The following is a 25,270-nucleotide window of genomic DNA, read 5'->3' as shown; positions in this document are numbered from 1 at the left end:
AACGGCGCGGAATCGGTCTCCTACGGGGGTTACCCGGGTCGACGCGCCAACCGCTGCGGGCGGACACCCCCCACCCCGTCCCCTTCCCGCCGTACGCGACTGCGGGCACGTCCCCATTCCGGCCACGCGGGATCAGGGACCCCGCTCACTCGCGCGGTCGGGATGGGCCCGTTCACTCACGCGGGCGGCGCAGGCCGCGCAAGCCGCGTCACCGCGGGCAATCGCGCCTCCCCCAGTGCCTGAACGGCCTGGGAGGTACCCCCAGGGGCGATGGGGGTCCCCCCGCTCGAGCGAAGCCGGGAGTGGGGGAGGGCGGGCGCGGCGGCACCCTGTCCGCGCCGGGTCGCGCCACCCACCCCTGCCTCAGCCACAGGCACGGGCACCGGCGGCGTCACTCCGCCAGGTGCCGCTCCACCGTCGCGACCTTGGACGTCAGTCCGTCCGTCACGCCGGGGCGGATGTCGGCCTTCAGGACCAGGGAGACCCGCGGAGCCCTCGCCTCCACCGCCGCGACCGCGCGCTTGACGACGTCCATGACCTCGTCCCACTCACCCTCGACGGACGTGAACATCGCGTCGGTGCGGTTCGGCAGGCCCGACTCGCGGACCACCCGTACCGCGTCGGCCACGTACTCCCCCACGTCCTCGCCGACGCCCAGCGGCGTCACGGAGAAGGCGACGATCATGCGTTCACGACCCCTTCCTGGCGGGCGCGGGACGCGATCACCGCGTCCTCGGCCTCCCGCTTCAGCCGCCGCTCGGCGAAGAAGCCGCCGGTGGGCAGGACCGAGAGGACGAAGTAGAGGATGCCGGTGCCGGCGGACCACTTGGCGCGGTTCCACGCGTCCGCCCAGAAGATCACGTACAGGACGAACAGGATGCCGTGGACCATGCCCATCACCGGCACGGCGTTGAAGTCGGTGGTGCGCTTCAGCACCGAGCAGACGAGCAGGAGGAGGAAGGAGATCGCCTCGGGTGCGGACACCAGGCGGAGGCGGCGGAGGGCTGCGGCGGTCTTGAGGTCCACGGTGGTCACCTTCGGAGGCTTCGGGAGGAGAGACGTCGACGATCATCTTGTGAACGTGCGCACAAGCGCTCGGCCATTGTGGCAAATCACCGGCGGGCCCGGCCGGGCGGGTGCGGACTCGGTTACCTTCGCAGATGTGGCGATGTTCCGACTTCAGAGCAGCAAGGTGCTCGCCGTCGACATGACCGGGGACGCCGTCAAGGCGAAGAACGGCTCCATGGTCGCGTACGACGGACAGATGAGCTTCAAGAAGCTGAGCGGCGGGGGTGAGGGGCTGCGCGGGATGGTGACGCGGCGGATCACCGGGGAGCAGATGACCGTGATGGAGGTGAAGGGGCACGGGACCTGCTGGTTCGCGGATCGGGCGTCCGAGATCAATCTGGTGGGGCTGCGGGGGGACAAGCTGTACGTGGAGTCCAGCAACTTCCTCGCGGCCGAGGCCGGGCTGCGGACCGGGACCGAGTTCACGGGACTGCGGGGCGCCTCGCAGGGCAACGGGCTGTTCACCACGACCGTCGAGGGGCACGGCCAGGCGGCGATCATGTCGGACGGGCCGGCGGTGGTGCTGCGGGTGAGCGCGCAGTATCCGCTGACCGTCGATCCGGGGGCGTACGTCGCCCATCAGGGGAATCTGCGGCAGTCCTTCCAGTCGGGTGTGACGTTCCGCACGGTCCTGGGGGAAGGCGGCGGGGAGGCCTTCCAGATCCGGTTCGAGGGGGACGGGCTGGTGTACGTCCAGCCCAGTGAGCGGAACACGATCGCGGGGGAGGTGTGACGTGGCGTTCCGGGAGATCAACGCGAAGGTGGTCGAGGCGACCGTGATGCCCGGGCAGCGGTTGTTCAGTCAGCGGGGGGCCATGCTGGCGTACCGGGGGAACGTCTCGTTCACGCCCAACGTGCGGGGCGGGCAGGGCGGGGTCATGTCGATGATCGGGCGGCGGGTCGCGAACGAGGACACGCCGCTGATGACCGTGGAAGGCAGCGGGACCGTGCTGTTCGGGCACGGCGGGCACCATGTGCAGGTGATCCGGTTGTCCGGGGACACGCTGTACGTGGAGGCCGACCGGCTGCTGGCCTTCGAGGGGACCCTGGAGCAGGGCACCGTCTTCCTCGGCGCGCAGGGCGGGGTCATGGGGATGGTGCGGGGGCAGGTCAGCGGGCAGGGACTGTTCACCACCTCGCTGAAGGGGCACGGGGCCGTGGCCGTCATGGCGCACGGGGGTGTGATCGAGGTTCCGATCACCCCGCAGCGGCCCGTCCACGTCGATCCGCAGGCCTACGTCGCCCATCACGGTGACGTACGCAACCGGCTGTCGACGGCGCTGGGGTGGCGGGACATGGTGGGGCGCGGGTCCGGTGAGGCGTTCCAGCTGGAGCTGAGCGGGAGTGGCGCGGTGTACGTGCAGGCCTCGGAGGAGAAGTTGTGAGCGTGGTTCACCATGATCCGGTGACGCTGCCGGTCGACGACAACGTCAACCCGTACACCTTCTGTGTGGAGCTGCGGGGCAGCCAGTGGTTCCTGCAGAAGGGGAAGATGATCGCCTACTACGGGGCGATCGAGTTCAACGGGATCGGGCACGGGCGGCTGGACCGGCTGGTGCGGTCTTCGTTCCATTCGCCTTTGCACGCCGGCGACTGGGTGGTGGCGGAGGGGTCGGGCAAGATGCTCCTCGCCGACCGGGCCTTCGATGTCAATTCGTTCGACCTGGAGGACGGGAACCTGACCATTCGCTCGGGCAACCTGCTTGCTTTTCAGCCAAGTCTGGCACTGAAGCAGTCGATCGTTCCCGGGTTCCTGACGCTGATCGGTACGGGCACGTTCGTGGCCGCGTCGAACGGGCCGGTGGTGTTCATGGAACCGCCGATCCGGGTGGACCCGCAGGCACTGGTGGGGTGGGCCGACTGCCCCTCGCCGTGCCACCACTACGACCACGGGTACATGACCGGACTGATGGGCGGTCTACGTGCGATGACGGGTCTGGGCGGGGCGTCCGGGGAGGAGCACCAGTTCGAGTTCGTGGGGGCAGGGACGGTGCTGCTCCAGTCGAGCGAGGCGCTGATGGCGGAGCAGGCGGTCGGTGGCGTGCCGCAGGAGCCCGGGGTGCCGGGCGGCGGGGCGCACGGGCCGCAGGGGGCGGCGCCCGGGACACCGCGTCTTCCCGGACAGCTCGGAGACCTCCAACGCCGCTTCGGGCTGTGAGCGGTACCCTGCGGAGGGTGACCTCGAACGCGTGCGCACCGCCACTCGATCACTCTTACTAGTTCGCCTTTCAACTTCTTAGGTAGACTTCATCCATGGAGACCGAGACGGCCACCCGCTGGCTGACCGATGCGGAGCAGTCCGCCTGGCGCACCCACCTGGAGGTCAACAAGCTGCTGACCTACCAGCTCGAAAAGGACCTGCAGCCGTTCGGCCTGACAATGAACGACTACGAGATCCTGGTGAACCTCTCCGAGTCGCCGGACGTGCGGATGCGGATGAGCGACCTCGCCACCGCCACCCTCCAGTCCAAGAGCCGCCTCTCGCACCAGATCACGCGCATGGAGAACGCCGATCTGGTACGGCGGGAGAACTGCGAGTCCGACCGCCGGGGGCTGTACGCGGTGCTCACCGACCACGGCATGGCGACCATGCGGAAGGTCGCGCCGCACCACGTGGCGTCCGTGCGCAGGCACTTCATCGACCTGCTGTCCCCCGAGGCGCTGACCGAGCTGGACAAGGCGCTGCGGCCCATCGCCGGTCATCTGCGGGGGCAGCGCGGCCGTCCCTGACCACCGCTACGGGGCGGCGGGCAGGCGGAGTTCGAAGAGGGCGCCGCCCTGGGGGGCCTCGCGGACGGTGAGGGTGCCCGCGTGGCGCACGGCGACGTCCCGGGCGATCGCGAGGCCGAGGCCGGCGCCGCCGTCGTCGCGGCTGCGGGCCGCGTCGAGGCGTACGAAACGTTCGAAGATCCGGTCCCGGTCGGCGGCCGGGACGCCCTCGCCGTCGTCGGCGACCGCGAGCACGGCCGTGTCGCCCTCGCGCCGTACGGAGACCTCTACCGTGGCGCGGGCGTGCCGCTGGGCGTTGTCCAGCAGGTTGGCCAGCACCCGGCCCAGTTGGCCCCGGGAGCCCTCGACCGTCACGTGCGGGTCCGACGACCGTACGGTCACCCCGGGCCGCCCTTCGGCCTGCTCCCGGGCGAGCGCGGTCAGGTCCACGCGGGCGTCGGCCGGGCGCTCCCCCGCGTCCAGGCGGGCGAGCAGCAGCAGGTCGGCGGCGAGCCGCTGGAGCCGTACGGTGTCCTCGACGGCTCCCTCGACGTCCAGCAACTCGGGGTGGGCGGCGCCCACTTCGAGCTGGGTGCGCAGGGACGCGATGGGGCTGCGCAGTTCGTGGGAGGCGTCCGCGACGAAGCGGCGCTGGCGTTCGACCGAGGTCTGGAGGGCGGCCAGGGTCTCGTTGGTGGTCAGGGCGAGGCGGGCGACCTCGTCGTGGGTGTCCGGGACCGGGACGCGGCGGGCCAGGTCCTCGGAGGCGGTGATCGCGGCCATCTCGCGCCGGATACCCTCGACCGGGCGCAGCGCGCGCCGGGTCACCAGCCAGGTGACGGCGGCGACGACGGCCGCCAGGCACGGGAAGCCGATCAGCATGACGGTCAGCGCGGTGCGTACGGCGCCGTGTTCGGCGGAGAGCGGGGAGCCCGCGTACACGGTGAGGGTGCCGCGGTCGTCGGTCTCCACGGTGACGGCGGCGAAGCGGTAGTCCTCCGTGTCGCCGTCGATCGTCGCGGAGCCGTCGGTGATGGTCGTCCCCTCCCCGATCTCGCCGGGTTCCAGACCTTCGCCGTCCTCGCGGTCCTCGTCGTCCTCGTCGCCGGTGGTGGCGGCGGGCGACGGGCTCGGGCGGACGTCGTCCAGGCCGGTGCCGCTGATCCGCTCCAGGTCCTCGCCGGCCGCGACCAGCACGCCGTCCTCGTCGGCCACCTGCACCGGCCGGTCGTCCACGTCCAGGGACAGGTCGTCGTAGGGGGTGCCGGCGGCGAGCTGGGCGGCGACCTCCCGTGCGGAGCGCTCGGCCGAGGTGCCGGCCTCGCCGAGCAGGTTCGAGCGCAGGGACAGCAGTACGGCGGTCCCGGCGGCGACCAGCGCCACGGCGACCACCAGGGTGGCGGCGAGCGTCGCGCGGGCCCGGACGGAGCCGAGGAGGCGGCTCATCGGCCCGTCTCCAGGCGGTATCCGGCGCCGCGGACGGTCACGATGAGCCCGGCGCGCAGCTTGCGCCGCAGGGCGCTGACGTACACCTCGACGATGTTCGGGTCGCCCTCGTAGGCGAAGTCCCAGACGTGCTCCAGGATCTCGCCCTTGGAGACCACCTCGCCGGCGCGGACCACCAGTTGTTCCAGTACGGCGAACTCCCGGGCGGTCAGCGTCACCTCCTCGCCGGAGAGGAAGACCCGGCGGGCGGCCGTGTCGACCCTCAGGTCCCCGTGGACGTGCACCGGGGAGGCTCCGGGCCCCTGCCGCCTGCGCAGCAGCGCCTTGATCCGGGCGACGAGGACGACGTACGAGAAGGGTTTGGTGAGGTAGTCGTCCGCGCCCGTGTCCAGGCCCTCCGCCTCGTCGTACTCGCCGTCCTTGGCGGTCAGCATCAGGATCGGCACCTCGTGGCCGGCGGCGCGCAGGGCGGCGCAGACGCGGTAGCCGTTCATGCCGGGCAGCATGATGTCGAGGATCACCAGGTCGTACGTGCCCTCACCGGCCCGGTGCAGGCCCTCCAGGCCGTCATGGACGACGTCCACGGCGTAGCCCTCGGCCGTCAGGCCCCGGGCCAGCGACAGGGCCAGTCGCTTCTCGTCCTCCACGATCAACAATCGGAGGGGGCGGCGCGAAGCGCCTCCGGCGGGGTGGTGGTGGGAGACGGGTGGGCGCATACAGGGAGGGTCGCAGAGGGCTCCTGAAGATTCCTTCAGGAGGCTTCAGGTTCCTCTCAGCGTCGGTCCGTGACAGTGAAGCCACGTCAGGGAGAAACGAACCGACTCGGGAGGAACTTCTCATGAAGCGCAACATCGTCATCGCCGCCGTCACGGCCGCCGCGCTGATCGGCGGGGGCACGGTCACGGCGTTCGCGGTCGGCGGGGAGAGCGGGACCGGCGGGACGGGCAGGGCGAGCGAGGCGAGTGAGGCGAGCGGGGACGGTCAGGGGACCGTGTCGCGGACCGCGGGGGGCGGCCAGGCGGCCGGTTCGGAGGTGACGGCGGCCGGGACGAAGGTGACGGCGGCCCAGGCGATCGCCGCCGCCCTGAAGGACACCTCCGGTACGGCCGTCTCCGCCGAGCTGGACGACGAGGACGACGAGGGCGAGGCGGCCTCGTGGGACGTCGACATCCTGGCCGGCGACGGCACCTGGCACAGCGTCCGGATCGACCCCGCCGACGGGTCGGTCCTCGGCTCCCGCACCGACGACGACGAGGACGACACCGGTGAGGTGCGGGCGGCGCTGAAGGGCAGCTCCGTCACCGCCGCCGAGGCCGCTCAGGCGGTGGCCGGCAAGGGCACGGTGACCTCCGTCGACCTGGACGACGACGGCCGGGACAAGGGCTGGGAGGTCGAGACGGACACCTCCGGCAAGGGCGAGCAGGAGTGGCGGGTCGACCTGGGCTCGGGCAAGGTCACGGCGGACCGGGACGACGACTCCGACCATGACGACAACGACGACCACGACGACCACGACGGCTCCGACGACGCCGGTGACTCCGACGACGACTGAGGACGGCTGAGGACGGCGGCAGCCGGCGGCAGCCGGCAGCGGCCGGCAGGCGGAACGGAGGCGCGGGCCGCCCGTCAGCCCGCCGTCCCCTCCGTCAGCCCCGCCACCAGTTCGTCCGCCGCCCGGTACGGGTCCAGCTCCCCCGCCACGATCCGTTCCGCCAGCGCTCCCAGGCGACGGTCGCCGTGCAGGTCGCCGATGCGTTCGCGCAGGGCCGTCACCGCGATGGTCTCCACCTCGCGGGCGGCCCGGGCCCGGCGCCGCTCGGTGAGCAGGCCCCGCTCCTCCATCCAGGCCCGGTGCTTCTCCAGCGCCTCGACGACCTCGTCCGTCCCCTCGCCGCGCGCCGCGACCGTCTTGACGATGGGCGGGCGCCAGTCGCCGGGGGCGCGGGACTCGCCGAGGCCCAGCATGTGGTTCAGCTCGCGCGCGGTGGCGTCGGCCCCCTCGCGGTCGGCCTTGTTGACGACGTAGACGTCGCCGATCTCCAGGATCCCGGCCTTGGCCGCCTGGATGCCGTCGCCCATGCCGGGGGCGAGCAGGACGACGGAGGTGTCGGCCTGGGAGGCGATCTCCACCTCCGACTGGCCGACGCCGACCGTCTCGACGAGGATCACGTCGCAGCCCGCCGCGTCCAGGACGCGGATCGCCTGCGGCGCGGCCCAGGCGAGGCCGCCGAGGTGGCCCCGGGTCGCCATGGAGCGGATGTAGACGCCGGGGTCGGAGGTGTGGTCGCCCATCCGCACCCGGTCGCCGAGCAGGGCGCCGCCGGAGAAGGGGGAGGAGGGGTCGACGGCCAGGACGCCGACCCGCTTGCCCTGCTTGCGGTAGGCCGTCACCAGCGCCGAGGTCGACGTCGACTTGCCGACGCCCGGTGATCCGGTGAGGCCGACGACGTACGCCCCGCCGGTCAGCGGGGCCAGGGCCGCCATGACCTCGCGGAGTTGGCCGGACGCCCCCTCCACCAGGGAGATGAGCCGGGCCACGGCACGCGGCCGGCCTTCCCTGGCCTGGGCCACCAGCGCGGAGACGTCCTGCATGCGCACAGCTCCCTTCGGACGCGGTCAGGCCCTGGGTACCCGGACGATCAGCGCGTCACCCTGGCCGCCGCCGCCGCACAGGGCCGCCGCGCCGGTGCCGCCACCGCGCCGCTTCAGCTCCAGCGCCAGGTGGAGTACGAGACGGGCGCCGGACATGCCGATGGGGTGACCCAGGGCGATGGCGCCGCCGTTCACGTTCACCTTTTCGGTGGAGACGCCGAGGTCCTTCATTGACTGCGCGGCGACCGCCGCGAACGCCTCGTTGATCTCGATCAGGTCGAGGTCGGAGACGTCCAGGCCCTCCTTGCCGAGCGCGTGCCGGATCGCGTTCGACGGCTGCGACTGCAAAGAGTTGTCCGGCCCGGCCACATTGCCGTGGGCGCCGATCTCGGCCAGCCACTCCAGGCCCAGTTCCTCGGCCTTGGCCCGGCTCATCACGACCACGGCCGCCGCGCCGTCGGAGATCTGCGAGGAGGAGCCGGCGGTGATCGTGCCGTCCTTCGTGAACGCGGGGCGCAGTTTGCCGAGCGACTCGGCGGTGGTGTCGGGGCGGATGCCCTCGTCGGTGGCGCACAGCACCGGGTCGCCCTTGCGCTGGGGGATCTCCACCGGCGTGATCTCGGCCTCGAAGATCCCGTTCTTCTGGGCCGCCGCCGCCCGCTGGTGGGAGAGGGCGGCGATCTCGTCCTGCTCGGCGCGGGTGAGGCCGAGGCGGGTGTTGTGCCTCTCGGTGGACTCGCCCATCGCGATGTTCTCGAAGGAGTCGGTCAGACCGTCGTACGCCATCGCGTCGATCATCTCGATCGCGCCGTACTTGAAGCCCTCGCGGGACTTGGGCAGCAGGTGCGGGGCGTTGGTCATGGACTCCTGGCCGCCGGCCACGACGATGTCGAACTCGCCGGCCCGGATCAGCTGGTCGGCCAGCGCGATGGCGTCGAGGCCGGAGAGGCAGACCTTGTTGACGGTGAGCGCCGGGACGTTCATCGGGATGCCGGCCTTGACGGCGGCCTGCCGGGCCGGGATCTGTCCGGCACCCGCCTGGAGCACCTGGCCCATGATCACGTACTGGACCTGGTCGCCGCCGATCCCCGCACGGTCGAGGGCGGCCTTGATCGCGAAGCCGCCGAGGTCGGCCCCGGAGAAGGACTTCAGGGAGCCGAGGAGGCGTCCCATGGGGGTGCGCGCACCCGCGACGATCACAGAGCTGTTCGTGGTGGAAGCCATGAGCTGCGGTCCCCTTACCGGCCTGCGCGGCCGAGGAGTGAACGAGGGTTTACTCGAAGGTACCGAGCGGTATGCCACCCGTCATCGGGCCGTCGGTGTGATCGCGCGCACGTTGCGTAACCGCCCGTGCGGCGCTCCACTGAACCCATGCTGACGCGAATCGACCACATCGGAATCGCCTGTCATGATCTCGACGCGACCGTCGAGTTCTACCGGACCACCTACGGCTTCGAGGTGTCCCACACCGAGGTGAACGAGGAGCAGGGCGTACGCGAGGCCATGCTCAAGATCAACGATACGTCGGACGGCGGATCCTCGTACCTCCAGCTGCTGGAGCCGACCCGCGAGGACTCCGCCGTGGGCAAGTGGCTGGCCAAGAACGGGGAGGGCGTGCATCACATCGCCTTCGGGACGGCGGACGTCGACGGGGACGCGGCGGACATCCGGGAGAAGGGCGTCCGTGTGCTGTACGACGAGCCGCGACGGGGTTCGATGGGGTCGCGGATCACCTTCCTGCATCCGAAGGACTGTCATGGCGTACTCACAGAACTGGTCACATCGGCGGCTGTTGAGTCACCTGAGCACTGACCCTCGTACATAGGGGCCGGTAGGGTTGGGTGCGGTCGCCGCTCGATCCAGGGTGACCCGGCCCCGTCGGCGACGGTGGGGCCGTAGCCGGGGTCCGGGTTTCGGGGGACGAGCGCCGGGGCAGCAGCACATGCTCCGCCGTTGATCTGACACCATTCCCCGGGGGCCCCGTTCGGCGGACGGCCGGGGTTCGTTCGGAGAGTGTTGCGACCAGGGGACGGATGGGACCGCGCAGTGCGGGGCTACGAGAGCCAGGAGCGAGAGCCGGCGGCTGACGTCGACCACCTCTCTCGGTTCGAGGCCGAGATGAAGCGGCTGAAGACCGAGCGGGAAAAGGCGATCCAGCACGCCGAGGACCTCGGCTACCAGGTCGAGGTGCTGCGCGCCAAGCTGCACGAGGCGCGGCGCACCATCATGTCCCGGCCCGCCTTCGACGGCGGTGATCTCGGGTACCGCGCCGAGCAGTTGCTGCGCGACGCGCAGGTGCAGGCCGACCAGATCCGGGCGGACGCCGAGCGTGAGCTGAGCCAGGCCCGCGCGCAGACCCAGCGCATCCTCCAGGAGCACGCCGAGCAGGCGGCCCGGCTCCAGGCGGAGCTGCACCAGGAGGCGGTCAACCGGCGCCAGCAGCTCGACCAGGAGCTGGCCGAGCGCCGGCAGACCGTCGAGAGCCACGTCAACGAGAACGTGGCGTGGGCCGAGCAGCTGCGCGCCCGTACCGAGCAGCAGGCCCGCCGGCTCCTCGACGAGTCCCGGGCCGAGGCCGAGCAGGCCATGAGCGCCGCCCGCGCGGAGGCCGAGCGGCTGACCGCCGAGGCCCGGCAGCGGCTGCGCGGTGAAGCGGAGTCGGCGCGTGCCGAGGCCGAGCAACTGCTGCGCCGTGCCCGCGCGGACGCCGAGCGGCTGCTGAACACGGCCGCGAGCCAGGCCCAGGAGGCCACCGACCACGCCGAGCGGCTGCGCAGCACCACCGCCACCGAGTCCGAGGAGGCCCGCCGCCGCGCCCAGGAGCTGAGCCGGGCCGCCGAGCAGCGGATGGCCGAGGCCGAGGAGGCCCTGCGCAAGGCGCAGAGCGAGGCCCAGAAGGTGGTCACCGAGGCCGAGGAGGCCGCCGCCAAGGCCCTGGCGAGCGCCGAGGCGGCCAACGAGACGCGGACGCGGACGGCGAAGGAGCAGGTCGCCCGGCTGGTCGGCGAGGCCACCAAGGAGGCCGAGGCCACCAAGGAGGAGGCCGAGCAGGTCGTCGCGGACGCCCGCGCGGAGGCCGAGAAGATCGTCGCCGAGGCCGCCGAGAAGGCCCGTACGATCACCGCCGAGGAGACCGCGAGCCAGCTCTCCAAGGCGGCCCGGACCGCCGAGGAGGTGCTCAACAAGGCGTCCGAGGAGGCCAAGCGGACCACCAAGGCCGCCACCGAGGAGGCCGAGCGGATCCGCACCGAGGCGGAGGCCGAGGCGGACCGGCTGCGCGCCGAGGCGCACGACATCGCCGAGGAGCTCAAGGGCGCGGCGAAGGACGACACCAAGGAGTACCGGGCCAAGACGGTCGAGCTCCAGGAGGAGGCGCGGCGGCTGCGCGGCGAGGCCGAGCAGTTGCGCGCCGACGCGGTCGCCGAGGGCGAGAAGATCCGCGCCGAGGCCCGTAAGGAGGCCGTCCAGCAGATCGAGGAGGCGGCCAAGTCCGCCGAGGAACTGCTCGCCAAGGCCAAGGCGGACGCCGAGGAGCTGCGGCAGACCGCGACCACGGACAGCGAGAAGGTCCGCACCGAGGCGATCGAGCGGGCCACGACGCTGCGCCGGCAGGCCGAGGAGACCCTGGAGCGTACGCGGGCGGAGGCCGAGCGGCACCGCGCGGAGGCCGTCGAGGCGGCCGAGGAACTGCGGGCGGACGCCGAGCGCGCCGCCGCCGCGCTGCGCGAGGAGACCGAGCGGGGCGTCGAGGCCCGCAGGGCGGAGGCCGCCGAGGAGCTGACCCGGCTCCAGACGGAGGCCGAGGAGCGGCTCGCCGCGGCCGAGCAGGCGCTGGCCGAGGCCCGCGAGGAGGCCGGGCGGATCCGCCGGGAGGCCGCCGAGGAGGCCGAGCGGCAGCGCGTCGAGGCCGCCGAGCGGGTCCGTACGCTCCAGCAGCAGGCCGAGGAGGAGGCCGAGCGGCTGCGTGACGAGGCCGCTGCCGACGCCTCCGCCTCCCGCGCGGAGGGCGAGGCCGTCGCCGTACGCCTGCGGTCCGAGGCGGCGAGCGAGGCCGAGCGGCTGAAGTCGGAGGCGCAGGAGAGCGCCGACCGGGTGCGGGCGGAGGCGCAGAGCGCCGCCGAGCGGATCGCCGCCGAGGCGTCCGAGACGCTGGCCGCCGCCCAGGAGGAGGCCGCCCGGCGCCGCCGCGAGGCGGAGGAGCTGCTCGGCTCGGCCCGCCAGGAGGCCGGGCAGGAGCGGGAGCGGGCCCGGGAGCAGAGCGAGGAGCTGCTGGCCTCGGCGCGCACCCGCGTGGAGGAGGCGCAGGCCGAGGCGGTCCGGCTGGTCGAGGAGGCGGACCGGCGGGCCACCGAGATGGTGTCGGCGGCCGAACAGCACGCCACCCAGGTACGGGAGTCCGTCGCGGGCCTGCACGAGCAGGCCCAGGAGGAGATCGCCGGGCTGCGCAGCGCCGCCGAGCACGCGGCGGACCGTACCCGGCGCGAGGCCGAGCAGGAGGCGGACCGGGTCCGCGCCGACGCCTACGCCGAGCGGGAGCGGGCCAGCGAGGACGCGACCCGGCTGCGGCGCGAGGCGCAGGACGAGACGGAGGCCGCCAAGGCGCTCGCCGAGCGGACCGTGTCCGAGGCGATCACCGAGGCCGACCGCGTCCGCGCGGACGTCGCCGAGCACGCCCAGCGGGTGCGTACCGAGGCGTCGGACACCATCGCCGAGGCCGAGCAGAGCGCGGCGCGCACCCGGGCGGACGCCCGCGAGGACGCCAACCGCATCCGGTCCGACGCGGCGACGCAGGCGGACACGCTCATCACCGAGGCCCGGTCCGAGGCCGAGCGGCTGACGACGCAGACGGTCGCGGAGACGGACCGGCTGCGCGCCGAGACGGTCGCCGAGACCGACCGGCTGCGGGCCGAGGCGTCGAAGGCCCTCGCCGATGCCGAGGAGGCCGCGACCCGCGCCCGTACCGAGGCCCGGGAGGACGCCAACCGGCTGCGCCAGGACGCGGCGGAGCAGGCGGACCGCCTGATCACCGAGGCCCGGTCCGAGGCCGAGCGCCTGACCACGGAGACCCTGGAGGACACCGACCGGCTGCGCACGGAGACCGTCGCGGAGGCGGAGCGGGTCCGTACGGAGGCGCTGGCCGAGGCCGAGCGGGTACGGAGCGAGGCGGCGGCCCAGGCCGACCAGGTGCTCTCGGACGCCGCCGGCGAGGCGGAGCGGCTGCGCGCCGAGGCCGCCGAGACGGTGGGTTCCGCGCAGCAGCACGCCGAGCGGATCCGCGCCGAGGCACAGCGGGTCGAGGCGGAGGCGGCGGCGGAGGCCGAGCGGGTGACGACGGCCGCCCGCGAGGAGGCCGAACGCGCCCTGGACGAAGCCCGCAAGGAGGCCAACAAACGGCGCTCGGAGGCGGCCGAGCAGGTCGACAAGCTCATCACGGAGACCACGGCCGAGGCCGACAAGCTGCTCGCCGAGGCCCGGCAGCAGGCGCAGAAGACCACCGCGGACGCGGAGGGGCAGGCCGACACGATGGTCGGCGTGGCCCGCGCCGAGGCCGACCGGATCGTGGCCGAGGCGACGGTCGAGGGCAACACCCGGGTGGAGAAGGCCCGTACCGACGCCGACGAACTGCTGGTCGGCGCCCGCCGGGACGCCACCGCCATCCGGGAGCGCGCGGAGGAGCTGCGCGACCGGCTCACCGGCGAGATCGAGGAGCTGCACGAGCGGGCGCGGCGGGAGGCGGCGGAGACCATGAAGTCGGCGGGCGACCGGTGCGACGCGCTGGTCAAGGCCGCCGAGGAGCAGCTCGCCAAGGCGGAGGCGAAGGCCAAGGAGATCGTCTCGGAGGCCAACTCCGAGGCGGGCAAGGTCCGTATCGCCGCGGTCAAGAAGGCCGAGGGGCTGCTCAAGGAGGCCGAGCAGAAGAAGGCCAAGCTGGTGAAGGAGGCCGAGGAGCTGAAGGCCGAGGCGGTCCGCGAGGCCCGTCGTACGGTCGAGGAGGGCAAGCGCGAACTGGAGATCCTGGTCCGGCGCCGCGAGGACATCAACGCGGAGATCTCCCGGGTGCAGGACGTGCTGGAGGCGCTGGAGTCCTTCGAGGCACCGGCCGGGGGCAAGGACGCCGGGGTCAAGGCCGGAGCGACGGTCGGGGCCCCTCGTTCGGGTGGCAAGTCGTCAGACGGGTAGCGTTGAGGGCGGCTTCGGTGTCTCCTGGGGCCTTTGGTCGACACTCTCGGCTAGAGCTTTGACCAAAACTTGAGCGAGGCATCGGCGTGTCCGCCACTCAAAAGAGGTGTCATTCTCCAGATCAAACACGCATCCGCTCGATTACACACCGCGTTGGCCCCTAGGATTCCACCTATCACCTCACCGGTCTCATTCGACAGGAACCCCATGAGCGACACTTCCCCCTACGGCTTCGAGCTTGTGCGGCGTGGGTACGACCGCGCTCAGGTGGACGAACGAATCTCCAAGCTCGTCTCCGACCGTGACAGCGCTCTCGCCCGCATCACCGCTCTGGAAAAGCGCATCGAGGAGCTTCACCTCGAGACCCAGAACGCCCAGGCCCAGGTCTCCGACGCCGAGCCGTCGTACGCCGGGCTCGGCGCGCGGGTCGAGAAGATCCTGCGGCTCGCCGAGGAAGAGGCGAAGGAACTGCGCGAGGAGGCCCGGCGCGCGGCGGAACAGCACCGCGAGCTGGCCGAGTCGGCGGCCCAGCAGGTGCGCAACGACGCCGAGTCGTACGCGACCGACCGCAAGGCCAAGGCGGAGGACGAGGGCGTCCGGATCGTCGAGAAGGCCAAGAGTGACGCCTCGCAGCTGCGTGCCGAGGCCCAGAAGGACGCGCAGTCCAAGCGCGAGGAGGCCGACGCCCTCTTCGAGGAGACCCGCGCCAAGGCCGCGCAGGCCGCCGCCGACTTCGAGACCAACCTGGCCAAGCGCCGCGAGCAGTCCGAGCGCGACCTGGCCTCCCGTCAGGCCAAGGCCGAGAAGCGTCTCGCGGAGATCGAGCACCGCGCGGAGCAGCTCCGCCTGGAGGCGGAGAAGCTGCGCACGGACGCCGAGCGCCGCGCCCGCCAGACCGTGGAGACGGCGCAGCGCCAGGCCGAGGACATCGTGGCCGACGCCAACGCCAAGGCCGACCGCATCCGTTCGGAATCCGAGCGCGAGCTGGCCGCCCTCACCAACCGCCGCGACTCCATCAACGCGCAGCTCACCAACGTGCGCGAGATGCTGGCGACCCTCACGGGCGCCGCGGTGGCCGCCGCCGGGTCGTCCACCGACGACGACTCCATCTCCCGCGGAGTGCCCGCCCAGCAGTCCCGCTGACGTCCGCACCCGGGTCGGACCATTGACGTAGCCCTCTGCCACTGGGGTGGCAGGGGGCTACGTCGCGTTCTAGCGTGGGCGGCATGATCGAGCTCTCGGGGCTGACCAAGCGGTACGGCGAGAAGGTGGCGGTCGACAACCTGTCCTTCACCGTGCGGCCGGGGATCATCACGGGCTTCCTCGGACCCAACGGCGCGGGCAAGTCGACGACCATGCGGATGGTGCTGGGCCTGGACCGGCCCACCGCCGGGGACGTCCGGATCGACGGCAAGCACTACGACCAGCTCAAGAACCCGCTGACGTACATCGGCGCGCTGCTGGACGCCAAGGCGATGCACGGCGGGCGCAGCGCGTACCACCACCTGCTCTGCCTGGCGCAGGCCAACGGCATTCCGGCGCGGCGGGTGCACGAGGTGCTGGACACGGTGGGCCTGACGGCGGTGGCGAAGAAGAAGGCCAAGGGGTTCTCGCTCGGCATGGGGCAGCGGCTCGGCATCGCGGGCGCGCTGCTCGGTGACCCCCGCATCCTGATGTTCGACGAGCCGGTCAACGGGCTCGACCCCGAGGGCATCCACTGGATCCGGAACCTGATGAAGACCCTGGCGGCGCAGGGCCGGACGGTGTTCGTGTCGAGTCACCTGATGAGCGAGATGGCGCTGACCGCGGACCACCTGGTCGTCATCGGACAGGGCCGGCTGCTGGCCGACACCTCGATGGCCCAGTTCATCGCCGAGAACTCGCGCTCCTACGTCCGGGTCCGCAGCCCGCAGCGGGAGCGGTTGCTGGACGTGCTGTCCGAGGCCGGGATCACTCCGGCACGGACCACGGACGAGGCGCTGGAGGTGGACGGTGACAAGTCCGAGGCGATCGGCGAGCTGGCCGCGCGGCACCAGATCGTGCTGCACGAGCTGAGTCCCCAGCAGGCCTCCCTGGAGGAAGCGTTCATGCAACTGACGGCGGAGTCGGTCGAGTACCACGCGCACGACGGGCAGCCGCCCGCGCAGCGGCCGCCGCGGCAGCAGGCCTGGGGCAGCGACTGGAGGAAGGGATGAGCATGGCGGCGACGCAGGTGGTCCGCTCGGAGTGGACCAAGATCCGGTCGGTGGCGTCCACCGTGTGGACGCTGGGGCTGGCCGTGGTCGTCACCATCGCCCTCGGCATGCTGATCTCGGCGTTGTCGAAGAGCCAGTTCGACAACATGAACGAGCAGGACCGGCTCACCTTCGACCCGACGTTCATCAGCTTCGCCGGCATGAGCCTGGGCCAGCTCGCGATGATCGTCTTCGGGGTGCTGGTGGTGGCCAACGAGTACAGCAGCGGCATGATCCGCACCTCACTGGCCGCCGTGCCCCAGCGCGGCACCTTCCTGGCCAGCAAGATCGTGGTCGCCACCCTGCTCGCCCTGCTGGTCTCCATGGCCACCAGCTTCGCCGCCTTCTTCCTCGGCCAGGCGATGCTGGGTGACCTGAGCACGTCCATCGGCGACGACGGGGTGCTGCGCGCGGTGATCGGCGGCGGCCTCTACATGACGCTGATCGCGGTGTTCTCCATGGGCGTCGCGGCGATGCTGCGCTCACCGATGCTGTCGCTGGGCATCCTGATGCCGTTCTTCTTCCTCATCTCCAACATCCTGGGCAGCGTCGACGTGACGAAGAAGGTCGGGCAGTTCCTGCCGGACCAGGCCGGCAGCAAGATCATGCAGGTGGTCCCGCCGCTCGACGACGACACCCCCTACGGTCCGTGGGGCGGCCTCGGCATCATGGTGCTCTGGGTGATCGCGGCCCTCATCGGCGGATACGTGGTGCTGAAGCGACGGGACGCCTGAGCAGGGACCGCGGGGCGACCTGATCCGCCCGGATGTGAACGGAACCGTCAGCGCCTGGATAAGCTCCTAACTCTTACGGGGGCGTGCGCCCCGCTGTCCTGATCCTTTCGATGGGTGCGGAGCATGATCGAGGCTGTCGGCCTGACCAAGCGCTACGGCGACAAGACCGCTGTGTACAACCTGTCCTTCCAGGTACGTCCCGGCACTGTCACCGGCTTCCTCGGGCCCAACGGCTCGGGCAAGTCGACGACCATGCGGATGATCCTCGGCCTGGACAACCCCACCGCGGGACACGTGACGATCGGTGGGTTCCCCTACCGCAAGCTGCCCAACGCCCCTCGCCAGGTCGGCGCCCTCCTCGACGCCAAGGCCGTGCACGGCGGCCGGGCCGCCCGCAACCACCTGCTCAGCCTCGCCCAGCTCTCCGGCATCCCGGCCCGCCGGGTGGACGAGGTGCTCGGCGTGGTCGGCCTCCAGGACGTCGCCAGGCGGCGCTCCAAGGGCTTCTCCCTCGGCATGGGCCAGCGGCTCGGCATCGCCGCGGCCCTGCTCGGCGACCCCCAGGTGCTGCTCTTCGACGAGCCGGTCAACGGCCTCGACCCCGAGGGCATCCTCTGGGTGCGCAACCTGATGAAGGCGCTCGCCGCCGAGGGCCGCACGGTGTTCGTGTCGAGTCACCTGATGAGCGAGATGGCGCTGACCGCCGACCACCTGATCGTCATCGGGCGCGGACAGCTGATGGCCGACATGAGCGTGAAGGACTTCATCTCGGCCAACTCCGCCGGCTTCGCCCGAGTCCGCACCCCCGACACCGAACGCCAGCTGCGCGAGAAGCTCTCCTCGGCGCTCACCGAGGCGGGCGGCCACGTGCTGCCGGAACAGGACGGCGCGCTGCGGGTGACCGGACTGCCGCTCCCCCGGATCAGCGACCTCGCGCACGAGGCCGGCGTACGGCTGTGGGAGCTGTCGCCGCACCAGGCGTCGCTGGAGGAGGCGTACATGCGGATGACGCAGGGCGCCGTCGACTACCGCTCGACCGTCGACGAGAAGGCCGGGCTCCAGCAGCCCCTGCCGCCCGGCGCGCAGCCGCCGATGCCGGTGCCCGGACAGGGCCAGCCCGGCTGGTACGCCCCGCCGCCGCCCCAGCAGGGCGGGCAGCCGTTCGCACCCCCCGCGCAGAGTCCCCAGGGCCCGTACGGCGGACCGGGGGCGCCCGCCGCGCCGCCGGCCAACCCGTACGCGCAGACGGCACCGCAGGCGGCCCCCGGCCAGGTCCCGGGGCAGTCCGCGGCCCCGGCGCCCGCTCCCGCCCCCGCTCCCTCTTCTCCCCCTCCCGCCCCCGCCCCCGCCTCCTCTCCCACTCCCTCCCCGACCGAGCCCGAGGACGCCCGATGAGCACGCCCCAGCCCCCGATGCCGCAGGCCGCACCCGACCGGTGGGCGGCGCCCGGTCCGGCGTACGCCGGTTACACCTCTCCCATCCCGGTCGTGCGCACCAACCTGATGCACGCCGTCGCCTCCGAGTGGACGAAGATCCGGTCGGTGCGCTCGACGCTGTGGACGCTCGGCGTCTTCGTCCTGCTGGTGGTCGGCATCGGCCTGCTGGTCGGCGCGGTGGTGGCCGGCACCGAGGCCGACGTGGCCGGCAGCGACCCGCTGCAGCTGGGCTTCTTCGGCCTGTTGCTCGGCAGCATGTGCCTGATGACGCTCGGCGTGCTGACCACGGCGTCGGAGTACGGCACCGGCCTGATCCGGACCACCATGACCGCCTGCCCCAGCCGCGGGCGGGTGCTGGCCGCCAAGGGCCTGGTGTTCTTCCTGATCTCGTTCGTGGTGACGCTGGTCTCCGTCACGCTCGTCGCCTTCGCGCACGTGGCCATGCTGGACGGAGCGGAGGGGCCCACCGGCCAGGACTGGCTCAAGGCCACCGTCGGCGTCTCCCTCTACATGGCGCTGCTCGGCCTGCTCTCGCTCGCCGTCGGCTCGATCATCCGCCACTCGGCGGGCGCCATCACCGTCATGATCGGCCTGCTGCTGGCGCCGCTGGTGATCGCGATGTTCATGTTCTCGGAGTCGCTGAACAAGGTGCAGGGGTTCCTGCTGGAGTACTCGATCCCGAACCAGCTCAGCATCTTCTACGCCAACTCGCTGTCGGACTCCGGCCCGTCGGGCTGGGAGCCGCTGTGGATCATCCTCGGCATCACGGCCGCGGTCTACGGCGCCGCCTTCGCGCTGCTGGAGCGGCGGGACGTCTGAGCCTGCGTCAGGGTGTCAGAACCGCGGCGCGCTCCGGGACCGCCGCACCCGTGTGGTGCGGCGGTCCTTCGCGTTCCAGCAGGACTTGTGCCAGTGCCGGCGGTCGTCGACGCCCGCGTGGTCGGGCCAGGCCACCACGTGCGGGACTCCGTCCGGGATCATCTGGTCGCAGCCGGGGCAGCGGTAGGACTTGCCCTGCGCGCTCGCGCCCGCCACGTGCCGCACGTACCAGTCCTCGCCCTGCCAGCTCTCGGCGGACTGCCACCCGCCGTAGCGGCCGGGACGGTCGTCCTCGGCGCTGCGGCCGGACGAACCGGCTCCCTTGGGTCGGTTGCGACGCGGGGACACAGGACACCTCACGGGTCTATACAGGGAAGTACGGGCCGTGACCAGCCTACGCGGGCGCGACAAGGGGTACGCGTACGGCGCCCGGGGCGGCGGGAGATCCGCGCACGGGGCGTCACGGGCGCCGCAGGGGTCACCGGCGGCCTGCCGGACGGCCCGTTCGACGGCCTGCCGGCGGTCCGCTGAAGGCCTGCGGACGGTCCGCTGAACGGCCTGCCGGCGGTCCCCTGACGGCCCGCCGACGGCCTATTCGGCAGACAATCCGCAAATCCTTCTCGCCCGGCCGTGTCCTCGGCACGTGTCAGGCGGTTATGCCCTGTGGGGGAGCTCCGTGTCGGAGCCAAGGAAGCAGGAAAAGGCAATGCGCGTAGGAAGTTTCGTGCTGGCGGCCCAGTTCCCGGGGCAGGGCCAGGGGGAGGCGCTGCACCGGGCGGTCCGCTCGGCCGAGGTCGCGGAGGAGGCGGGGCTGGACACGGCCTGGCTCGCCGAGCACCACTTCGTGCCGTACGGCACCTGCCCGTCGGCGGTGACCCTGGCCGCGCTGCTGCTCGGCCGCACCCGCCGCCTCAGGGTCGGCACGGCGGTCAGCGTACTGCCCACGGCCCACCCCGTGGCCCTCGGCGAGCAGGCCGCGCTGCTCCACCTGACCAGCGGTGGCCGGTTCTCGCTGGGCGTGGGCCGCGGCGGACCCTGGGTCGACCTGGAGGTCTTCGGCGCGGGCCTGGAGGCGTACGAGAAGGGGTTCCCGGAATCCCTCGACCTGCTGCTGCGCTGGCTGCGGGAACCGACGGTCGAGGCCATAGGGGAACGTTTCCGGTTCCGTGCGGTGCCGGTCGTCCCGCGGACGTCGGAGGCGCTCACGGAGACCGCCGGGCCCGAGGTCGTCGTCGCCTGCACCTCACCGGCGAGCGTCCGCCTGGCCGCCGAGCGAGCGCTGCCGATGCTGCTCGGGATGCACGTCGGCGACGAGGAGAAGGCCGAGATGATCGCCCTGTGGCGGCGGCACGCGCGGGCGGCCGGCCGGTCCGCCGAGGAGATCCGGTCGGCCGCCCACGTCTCGGCCGGCGTCTGCCAGATCGCCGACCGGCGCGCCGACGCCTCGGAGGCGCTGGCGAAGGCGATGCCGGGCTGGCTGCGGCAGGGGCTCGACGCCCACGTCACGGTGGACGGCCGCCCCCGGCGGATGCGCGACCCGCTGGCCTACACCGAACTGCTCTGCGGCCTGCACCCGGTCGGCACCCCCCGGCTGTGCGCCGACCGGCTCACGGCGACCAGCGAGCGCACCGGCGTGGACCGCTTCGCCCTGCTGGTGGAGGGCACCGGCGACCTCGCGGCCACCGAGGAGAACGTACGGCGGCTCGGCGCGGAGGTGCTCCCCCAGCTCCGCTGACCGGCCGCGGAGAGCTTGCCGCTCCGGTACAACCGCACCTCCCGCGTGCGGAGCGGCAAGCAGACGATCACCGGCGTCAGCAGTCGCGCAGTTCGGGCGACTGGTTCAGCAACTGGTTGCGCACCGAGGTGAAGCGGGCCAGCGTGTCGTCGACCGAGGGATCGGTCGGGAAGACCGCCACCCGGTGGCAGTTCTGGAAGGCCAGCCGGACGCCGAAGTGCCGCTGCAGGGCGCCGCGTATCGCGTCACTCGCGAGCACACGCAGCAACTGGCCGCGTGCCTGCTCGTCCGGCGGAGGCGTCTGGTTGTCGGCGAACTCTCCGCCGTCGACCTTCAGCTGTGCCACCAGGGAGCTGATCATCTCCCACGCGTAGGGCAGGGAGGTCCGGACGCAGTCGACGAAGTCCGCTTCGTCAACCTCGCCTCGCTCGGCCTGTTCGAGTAGGGCCGGTGAGACGTCGAGCGACATGAGTACTCCTCTCGCACCCCCGACCAGCAGGGGTTGCCGGACAGTAAAGGGAGTCCGCGACAACGAACACGCTGTGTACGCGACTCGCGACCTCCCGTTGAATACCGTAAGCACCCCGACCGGGCCGCACCAGGAGAATGGCCGGATGCGCCGATTGCCGTAGGCACACAATCGGCCAGTGCGCAAGATGGGGCTTATGGGAGAAGTGGGACGGACCGTGATCGCGCCGGGCGGTGCCGTCCCAGGGTGCGAATCGCGCCGGGGCGGGCGGGTCGAGTAGCGTTGCCGACCATGCGTCTCGTCATTGCCCGCTGCTCCGTGGACTACGCCGGGCGGCTCACCGCGCACCTGCCCTCGGCTCCCCGCCTGATCCTGGTCAAGGCGGACGGCAGCGTCTCGATCCACGCCGACGACCGGGCCTACAAGCCCCTGAACTGGATGTCGCCGCCGTGCGTCCTGAAGGAGGGGACCGGCGACGAGGCGGGCGTGTGGACCGTCGTCAACAAGACAGGTGAGAAGCTCATCATCACGATGGAGGAGATCCTCCACGACTCCTCGCACGAACTGGGCGTCGATCCCGGCCTGATCAAGGACGGCGTGGAAGCGCACCTCCAGGAACTGCTCGCCGACCGCATCGAGACCCTCGGCGAGGGCTACACCCTGATCCGCCGCGAGTACCCGACGGCCATCGGACCGGTGGACATCCTGTGCCGGGACGCCGACGGGCAGACCGTCGCCGTGGAGATCAAGCGGCGCGGCGAGATCGACGGCGTCGAGCAGCTCACCCGTTACCTCGATCTGCTGAACCGCGATCCCCACCTCGCCCCGGTGCGCGGTGTCTTCGCCGCCCAGGAGATCAAGCCGCAGGCCCGGGTGCTGGCCACCGACCGCGGCATCGGCTGCCAGGTGCTGGACTACAACGCGCTGCGCGGCATCGAGGACGACAAGCTGCGGCTGTTCTGAACCGAGGCGGTACGACCGAGGGCCGGGACCCCTGTGGGTCCCGGCCCTCCGCCATGTCCGCCATGTCCGCCTCAGATGATCCGCGGCGACACCGACCCCGGCCGCGTACCGCTCGCACTGGACTGCGGCGCGCTCGCCGAACCGCTCGTGGAGGCGCTGGTGGTGGTCGTGGGCCCGCTGGCCGAGTCGGACGTCTCCGGGGACGTCTCGGTCGGCGGGTCCGAGGTCTCCGTCGGCGGCTCGGAGGTGTCCGGCGGCTCGGAGGTGTCCGGGGGCTCCGACGTGTCCGGCGGCTCGGAGGTGTCCGGGGGCTCCGACGTGTCCGGGGGCTCGGAGGTGTCCGGCGGCCCGGTGGTCGACGGGTCGTCCGAGTCGTCCGGGTCGCTCGGCCCGCGGGAGCCGCTCGGGTCGTCCGACGGGGTCCCGGTGCCCGTGGGCGACGGGTCGTCGGAGGTGCCGGGGGTGCCGTCCGGGCCGGGGTCGGTGGTGCCGGCGCCGGCCGCGCCGGGCTCCCCCGCGCCGTTGCCGCCGTCGTCCTCGGGCCGGTCGGCGCCCAGGCCGCCGTCGTCGACGCCCTGGCTGGCGGACGGGTTGACGCCGACCTGGTCCGAGGGGTCGGTGCCGTCGCCGTTGGAGGTGGCGCCGAGGGTGACGACCGTGCCGAGCACCGCGACGAGCAGGGCGCTGGCGCCGGCCGCGACCAGGTTGCGCCGGGCGAAGCCCTTGATGCCGCCCCCGGCCTTGCGGGACGGGCCCAGCGAGGAACGGCCCGCGGCCGAGGCGCTGCGGGTGACCACGGTCGGGGACTGCGGGGTCGGCTGGAGCGGCGGGAAAGGCGCCGGGACACCGGCGGGCGGCGACGCCGACTCCTCGTGCCGGGCGTCGGGCACCTCCTCGCCCGCCGTCGGGCCGTACGCGGTCGCGGCGGCGCCGATCCCCCCGGCCCCGGCCCCGGCGGCGGACAGGCCGACGGCGCCGAGGCCCGGGGTGTCGCCGGAGCGGTCGGCGACCAGGGCGAGGGCGCGGCGGCCGGCCACGGTGCCGCGCCGGTCGGCGGCGGCGCCGCGCAGCGCGACGGACGCCTCCAGTTCGGCGCGGGCCCGGTCGAGCTGGTCCTCGCAGAGCGCGAGGACGCCCAGCTCGTGGTGGAAGTAGGCCTGTTCGACGACGTCACCGGCGAGCCGGCTGGCCTCGCTGCCGGAGCGCAGCGCCCGCTCCCAGGCGCTCCAGTGCAGTCCGGCGGCGAACGCGGGCGCCGCCGCGCGGGCCAGCCGTACGGCCGGGTCCTCCTCGGCCTCGCCGGTCTCGGGGTCCTCGGCGGGCGGGGTCGCGGCCGGCGCGAGCACGGCCAGGGCGGCCAGCACGGCGTCGGCCTCGGCGCAGACCCGCTCCGGGGTGACCGAGGGGTGTCCGGACCACCAGGCGTAGTGCCGGGCCGCCTCCAGGAGCCGCCCGTCGGCGGCGTCGCCGTATCCGGCGGCCTCCAGCTGGGTCAGCACCCCGGCGGCGAGCCGGTAGCGGGAGCCGACCGGCGAGACCAGGCCGCAGGCGGCCAGCTCGCCGAGGGCGGCGTCCGCGTGGGTGTCGCCGGCCAGCGCGGGCAGGTGCGCCTGGTGCGGCACCTCGCCGCCGAGGGCGACGGCGAACTCCAGGGCGGCGCGGGCGGAGCCGCTGAGCGTGGAGGCGAGCAGCGGCGCGGGCGCGGCGGCCTCCCCGAGGGACGGCAACGGTACGTCGTCGGCGGCGTCCGCGGCGTGCGGCACCGCGTCCTCGGGGGCGGCGTCGGCGCGGACGCCGAACTCGTCGGCGGTGCCGGCGCCGGCCCTCAGCCGGTCGCGGCGGCGCAGCAGGGCGCCGGCCTGGACGAAGCGCAGCGGCAGGCCCTCGGACTCGAACCAGAGGTCGCCGGCCCAGTTGGCCTCCTCCTCGGTGAGGGGCCGGCCGGCGGCGCGCTCCAGCAGGGCGACGCCGTCGGAGCGGTCGAGGCCGGTGAGGAAGACCTCCTCGACGGCCGCGTCGGCGGAGGGGGCCGCCACCTCGGGGGTGGCGGAGAGCAGGAAGGCGCACTCGGGGGTGGCGTTCAGCAGGTCGTCGAGCGCGGCGCCGCCGAACTCGACGTCGTCCAGGACGACGACCGCGCCGATCTCCCGGACGTGGTCGAGCAGTTCCGCACGGGAGGGGCGGTGCAGGGGGGCGCGGTAGACGGCGTGGAAGAGGTCGTGGAGCAGGTCGTCGGCCGAGCGGTGGAAGCCGCTGAGGCGGACCACGCCGTCGGGGGCGAGGTCGGCGCAGTCCTCGGCGACGCGGTCGAGGAGGCTGGTGCGGCCGGAGCCGCCGGGGCCGGTGAGGCGGACGGAGCGGCCGCGGGCCAGCAGGCGCACCAGGCGGTCCTGCTCGTCCTGGCGGGCCAGCAGCGGCAGCGCGGGCAGTGCCGGGCCGGGCGGGACGGGGGGCCGGGTGGCGCGTTCCACCTCGGCGCGTTCGGTGGCGGTCAGCTTCTGCGGGCGGGCGGGGCGCTCGCCCGGCGGGCAGACCTCGATCTCGCTGCCGTCGACGGGGTTGACGGTGAGCAGGAAGTCGCCGGAGACCAGCTGCACCGTGCGGGCCAGCGCGGGCGCCGCCTGGCCGAAGTCGGGTGTGAGGGGGTCCCTGGGCGGGCGCGGGCGCGGCGCGTCGCCGTCGCCGTCCTGGCCGTACTCCGCAGGTCCCCGGGTGTTCGGGTCCATAGGTTCAAGCCCCCCAAAAGCGTCGTGTGCTTCGGTCACCGGTCGGGACCACCCTCCCGGCCTTGCCGCACACCGCGCTGTCGCTTCTGGTCCGGGCCCGCCAGTGGGTCGTCGAGACAGCGGGCAGCCAGACCCTAAACCGTAGTCCAGTATCTCCGA

At 72.8% G+C, this 25,270-nt stretch carries 23 protein-coding genes; 14 read left to right on the top strand and 9 right to left on the bottom strand.

From position 1 onward, the window contains the following. Positions 1 to 391: 391 nt before the first annotated feature. Positions 392 to 685: an MTH1187 family thiamine-binding protein gene (locus J7I94_RS06180; protein WP_215165728.1), complete on the bottom strand. Its 294-nt coding sequence runs from the start codon at positions 683 to 685 to the stop codon at positions 392 to 394. Further along, complete coding sequence (locus J7I94_RS06175; RefSeq protein ID WP_215165727.1) at positions 682 to 1,026, bottom strand: DUF3817 domain-containing protein; 345 nt, start codon at positions 1,024 to 1,026, stop codon at positions 682 to 684. The genes J7I94_RS06180 and J7I94_RS06175 overlap by 4 nt, the downstream gene beginning before the upstream one ends. 142 nt (positions 1,027 to 1,168) lie before the next feature. Here J7I94_RS06175 and J7I94_RS06170 point away from each other — a divergent pair, with 142 nt between their 5' ends. The 4 genes from J7I94_RS06170 (at position 1,169) to J7I94_RS06155 (ending at position 3,798) form a co-directional block, all read left to right on the top strand. Next, positions 1,169 to 1,801, top strand: a complete 633-nt coding sequence (locus J7I94_RS06170) for an AIM24 family protein (protein WP_215165735.1) — start codon at positions 1,169 to 1,171, stop codon at positions 1,799 to 1,801. A 1-nt stretch (position 1,802) separates the two neighbouring features. Next, positions 1,803 to 2,453, top strand: coding sequence for an AIM24 family protein (locus J7I94_RS06165; protein WP_215165726.1), 651 nt, complete (start codon positions 1,803 to 1,805; stop codon positions 2,451 to 2,453). Further along, a complete protein-coding gene (locus J7I94_RS06160; RefSeq protein ID WP_215165725.1) occupies positions 2,450 to 3,226 on the top strand; it encodes an AIM24 family protein in 777 nt (258 codons plus the stop codon). Before J7I94_RS06165 ends, J7I94_RS06160 begins: the two co-directional genes overlap by 4 nt. Before the next feature lie 95 nt (positions 3,227 to 3,321). Continuing rightward, positions 3,322 to 3,798 (top strand): MarR family winged helix-turn-helix transcriptional regulator, encoded by a 477-nt coding sequence (locus J7I94_RS06155; protein ID WP_215165724.1) that lies wholly within the window; start codon positions 3,322 to 3,324, stop codon positions 3,796 to 3,798. Positions 3,799 to 3,804: 6 nt separating this feature from the next. Here J7I94_RS06155 and J7I94_RS06150 read toward each other — a convergent pair whose 3' ends face one another. Next, the gene (locus J7I94_RS06150; protein ID WP_215165722.1) at positions 3,805 to 5,223 is read right to left on the bottom strand and encodes a HAMP domain-containing sensor histidine kinase; all 1,419 of its coding nucleotides are present in this window, start codon (positions 5,221 to 5,223) and stop codon (positions 3,805 to 3,807) included. Continuing rightward, complete coding sequence (locus J7I94_RS06145) at positions 5,220 to 5,939, bottom strand: response regulator transcription factor (RefSeq protein WP_215165720.1); 720 nt, start codon at positions 5,937 to 5,939, stop codon at positions 5,220 to 5,222. The genes J7I94_RS06150 and J7I94_RS06145 overlap by 4 nt, the downstream gene beginning before the upstream one ends. Positions 5,940 to 6,061: 122 nt before the next feature. Here J7I94_RS06145 and J7I94_RS06140 point away from each other — a divergent pair, with 122 nt between their 5' ends. After that, positions 6,062 to 6,775 (top strand): PepSY domain-containing protein, encoded by a 714-nt coding sequence (locus tag J7I94_RS06140; RefSeq protein ID WP_215165718.1) that lies wholly within the window; start codon positions 6,062 to 6,064, stop codon positions 6,773 to 6,775. A gap of 74 nt (positions 6,776 to 6,849) precedes the next feature. Here J7I94_RS06140 and meaB read toward each other — a convergent pair whose 3' ends face one another. Both meaB and J7I94_RS06130 read right to left on the bottom strand, forming a co-directional pair. Then, entirely contained in the window at positions 6,850 to 7,815 is a 966-nt protein-coding gene (gene meaB / locus J7I94_RS06135) for a methylmalonyl Co-A mutase-associated GTPase MeaB (RefSeq protein ID WP_215165717.1), read from the bottom strand. Between the two features lie 24 nt (positions 7,816 to 7,839). Then, positions 7,840 to 9,039, bottom strand: a complete 1,200-nt coding sequence (locus J7I94_RS06130) for an acetyl-CoA C-acetyltransferase (RefSeq protein ID WP_215165716.1) — start codon at positions 9,037 to 9,039, stop codon at positions 7,840 to 7,842. A gap of 147 nt (positions 9,040 to 9,186) precedes the next feature. Between J7I94_RS06130 and mce the strand changes: the two genes are divergently transcribed. From mce to J7I94_RS06095, 7 genes are all read left to right on the top strand, one after another. Continuing rightward, the gene (gene mce, locus J7I94_RS06125; RefSeq protein WP_215165715.1) at positions 9,187 to 9,627 is read left to right on the top strand and encodes a methylmalonyl-CoA epimerase; all 441 of its coding nucleotides are present in this window, start codon (positions 9,187 to 9,189) and stop codon (positions 9,625 to 9,627) included. 234 nt (positions 9,628 to 9,861) lie between these two features. Further along, on the top strand, positions 9,862 to 13,995 hold the full coding sequence (gene scy, locus J7I94_RS06120; protein WP_215165714.1) for a polarized growth protein Scy: 4,134 nt from the start codon (positions 9,862 to 9,864) through the stop codon (positions 13,993 to 13,995). Positions 13,996 to 14,202: 207 nt separating this feature from the next. Then, positions 14,203 to 15,138 (top strand): cellulose-binding protein, encoded by a 936-nt coding sequence (locus J7I94_RS06115; RefSeq protein ID WP_215165713.1) that lies wholly within the window; start codon positions 14,203 to 14,205, stop codon positions 15,136 to 15,138. Positions 15,139 to 15,221: 83 nt separating this feature from the next. Then, positions 15,222 to 16,190: an ABC transporter ATP-binding protein gene (locus J7I94_RS06110; protein ID WP_215165711.1), complete on the top strand. Its 969-nt coding sequence runs from the start codon at positions 15,222 to 15,224 to the stop codon at positions 16,188 to 16,190. 2 nt (positions 16,191 to 16,192) lie between these two features. Then, the gene (locus tag J7I94_RS06105) at positions 16,193 to 16,963 is read left to right on the top strand and encodes an ABC transporter permease (protein ID WP_215165710.1); all 771 of its coding nucleotides are present in this window, start codon (positions 16,193 to 16,195) and stop codon (positions 16,961 to 16,963) included. A 123-nt stretch (positions 16,964 to 17,086) separates the two neighbouring features. After that, the gene (locus J7I94_RS06100; protein WP_215165709.1) at positions 17,087 to 18,358 is read left to right on the top strand and encodes an ABC transporter ATP-binding protein; all 1,272 of its coding nucleotides are present in this window, start codon (positions 17,087 to 17,089) and stop codon (positions 18,356 to 18,358) included. Then, the gene (locus tag J7I94_RS06095) at positions 18,355 to 19,218 is read left to right on the top strand and encodes an ABC transporter permease subunit (protein ID WP_215165708.1); all 864 of its coding nucleotides are present in this window, start codon (positions 18,355 to 18,357) and stop codon (positions 19,216 to 19,218) included. The genes J7I94_RS06100 and J7I94_RS06095 overlap by 4 nt, the downstream gene beginning before the upstream one ends. Positions 19,219 to 19,233: 15 nt before the next feature. Here J7I94_RS06095 and J7I94_RS06090 read toward each other — a convergent pair whose 3' ends face one another. Further along, the gene (locus J7I94_RS06090; protein ID WP_215165707.1) at positions 19,234 to 19,566 is read right to left on the bottom strand and encodes an ATP/GTP-binding protein; all 333 of its coding nucleotides are present in this window, start codon (positions 19,564 to 19,566) and stop codon (positions 19,234 to 19,236) included. A gap of 358 nt (positions 19,567 to 19,924) precedes the next feature. Here J7I94_RS06090 and J7I94_RS06085 point away from each other — a divergent pair, with 358 nt between their 5' ends. Then, the gene (locus J7I94_RS06085; RefSeq protein ID WP_215165706.1) at positions 19,925 to 20,953 is read left to right on the top strand and encodes an LLM class flavin-dependent oxidoreductase; all 1,029 of its coding nucleotides are present in this window, start codon (positions 19,925 to 19,927) and stop codon (positions 20,951 to 20,953) included. Positions 20,954 to 21,029: 76 nt separating this feature from the next. Here J7I94_RS06085 and J7I94_RS06080 read toward each other — a convergent pair whose 3' ends face one another. After that, entirely contained in the window at positions 21,030 to 21,422 is a 393-nt protein-coding gene (locus J7I94_RS06080; protein WP_215165705.1) for an SCO5389 family protein, read from the bottom strand. Positions 21,423 to 21,713: 291 nt separating this feature from the next. Between J7I94_RS06080 and nucS the strand changes: the two genes are divergently transcribed. Further along, on the top strand, positions 21,714 to 22,385 hold the full coding sequence (gene nucS / locus J7I94_RS06075; RefSeq protein WP_215165704.1) for an endonuclease NucS: 672 nt from the start codon (positions 21,714 to 21,716) through the stop codon (positions 22,383 to 22,385). A 71-nt stretch (positions 22,386 to 22,456) separates the two neighbouring features. Here nucS and J7I94_RS06070 read toward each other — a convergent pair whose 3' ends face one another. Beyond that, the gene (locus J7I94_RS06070) at positions 22,457 to 25,111 is read right to left on the bottom strand and encodes an ATP-binding protein (protein ID WP_215165701.1); all 2,655 of its coding nucleotides are present in this window, start codon (positions 25,109 to 25,111) and stop codon (positions 22,457 to 22,459) included. Positions 25,112 to 25,270 lie beyond the last annotated feature (159 nt).

Origin of the sequence: Streptomyces sp. ISL-12 (assembly GCF_018614415.1) — a bacterium.
GTDB lineage: Bacteria > Actinomycetota > Actinomycetes > Streptomycetales > Streptomycetaceae > Streptomyces.
This window is presented reverse-complemented; position numbering and strand designations above follow the sequence as displayed.

Coding starts and splice junctions, on each gene's coding strand:
- J7I94_RS06155 (WP_215165724.1), top strand. CDS start 3,322: ATGGAGACCGAGACGGCCACCCGCTGGCTGACCGATGCGGAGCAGTCC.
- J7I94_RS06170 (WP_215165735.1), top strand. CDS start 1,169: ATGTTCCGACTTCAGAGCAGCAAGGTGCTCGCCGTCGACATGACCGGG.
- J7I94_RS06115 (WP_215165713.1), top strand. CDS start 14,203: ATGAGCGACACTTCCCCCTACGGCTTCGAGCTTGTGCGGCGTGGGTAC.
- J7I94_RS06130 (WP_215165716.1), bottom strand. CDS start 9,039: ATGGCTTCCACCACGAACAGCTCTGTGATCGTCGCGGGTGCGCGCACC.
- J7I94_RS06180 (WP_215165728.1), bottom strand. CDS start 685: ATGATCGTCGCCTTCTCCGTGACGCCGCTGGGCGTCGGCGAGGACGTG.
- J7I94_RS06140 (WP_215165718.1), top strand. CDS start 6,062: ATGAAGCGCAACATCGTCATCGCCGCCGTCACGGCCGCCGCGCTGATC.
- J7I94_RS06145 (WP_215165720.1), bottom strand. CDS start 5,939: ATGCGCCCACCCGTCTCCCACCACCACCCCGCCGGAGGCGCTTCGCGC.
- nucS (WP_215165704.1), top strand. CDS start 21,714: ATGCGTCTCGTCATTGCCCGCTGCTCCGTGGACTACGCCGGGCGGCTC.
- J7I94_RS06085 (WP_215165706.1), top strand. CDS start 19,925: ATGCGCGTAGGAAGTTTCGTGCTGGCGGCCCAGTTCCCGGGGCAGGGC.
- J7I94_RS06150 (WP_215165722.1), bottom strand. CDS start 5,223: ATGAGCCGCCTCCTCGGCTCCGTCCGGGCCCGCGCGACGCTCGCCGCC.
- J7I94_RS06110 (WP_215165711.1), top strand. CDS start 15,222: ATGATCGAGCTCTCGGGGCTGACCAAGCGGTACGGCGAGAAGGTGGCG.
- J7I94_RS06105 (WP_215165710.1), top strand. CDS start 16,193: ATGGCGGCGACGCAGGTGGTCCGCTCGGAGTGGACCAAGATCCGGTCG.
- meaB (WP_215165717.1), bottom strand. CDS start 7,815: ATGCAGGACGTCTCCGCGCTGGTGGCCCAGGCCAGGGAAGGCCGGCCG.
- J7I94_RS06095 (WP_215165708.1), top strand. CDS start 18,355: ATGAGCACGCCCCAGCCCCCGATGCCGCAGGCCGCACCCGACCGGTGG.
- J7I94_RS06070 (WP_215165701.1), bottom strand. CDS start 25,111: ATGGACCCGAACACCCGGGGACCTGCGGAGTACGGCCAGGACGGCGAC.
- J7I94_RS06080 (WP_215165705.1), bottom strand. CDS start 21,422: ATGTCGCTCGACGTCTCACCGGCCCTACTCGAACAGGCCGAGCGAGGC.
- J7I94_RS06100 (WP_215165709.1), top strand. CDS start 17,087: ATGATCGAGGCTGTCGGCCTGACCAAGCGCTACGGCGACAAGACCGCT.
- mce (WP_215165715.1), top strand. CDS start 9,187: ATGCTGACGCGAATCGACCACATCGGAATCGCCTGTCATGATCTCGAC.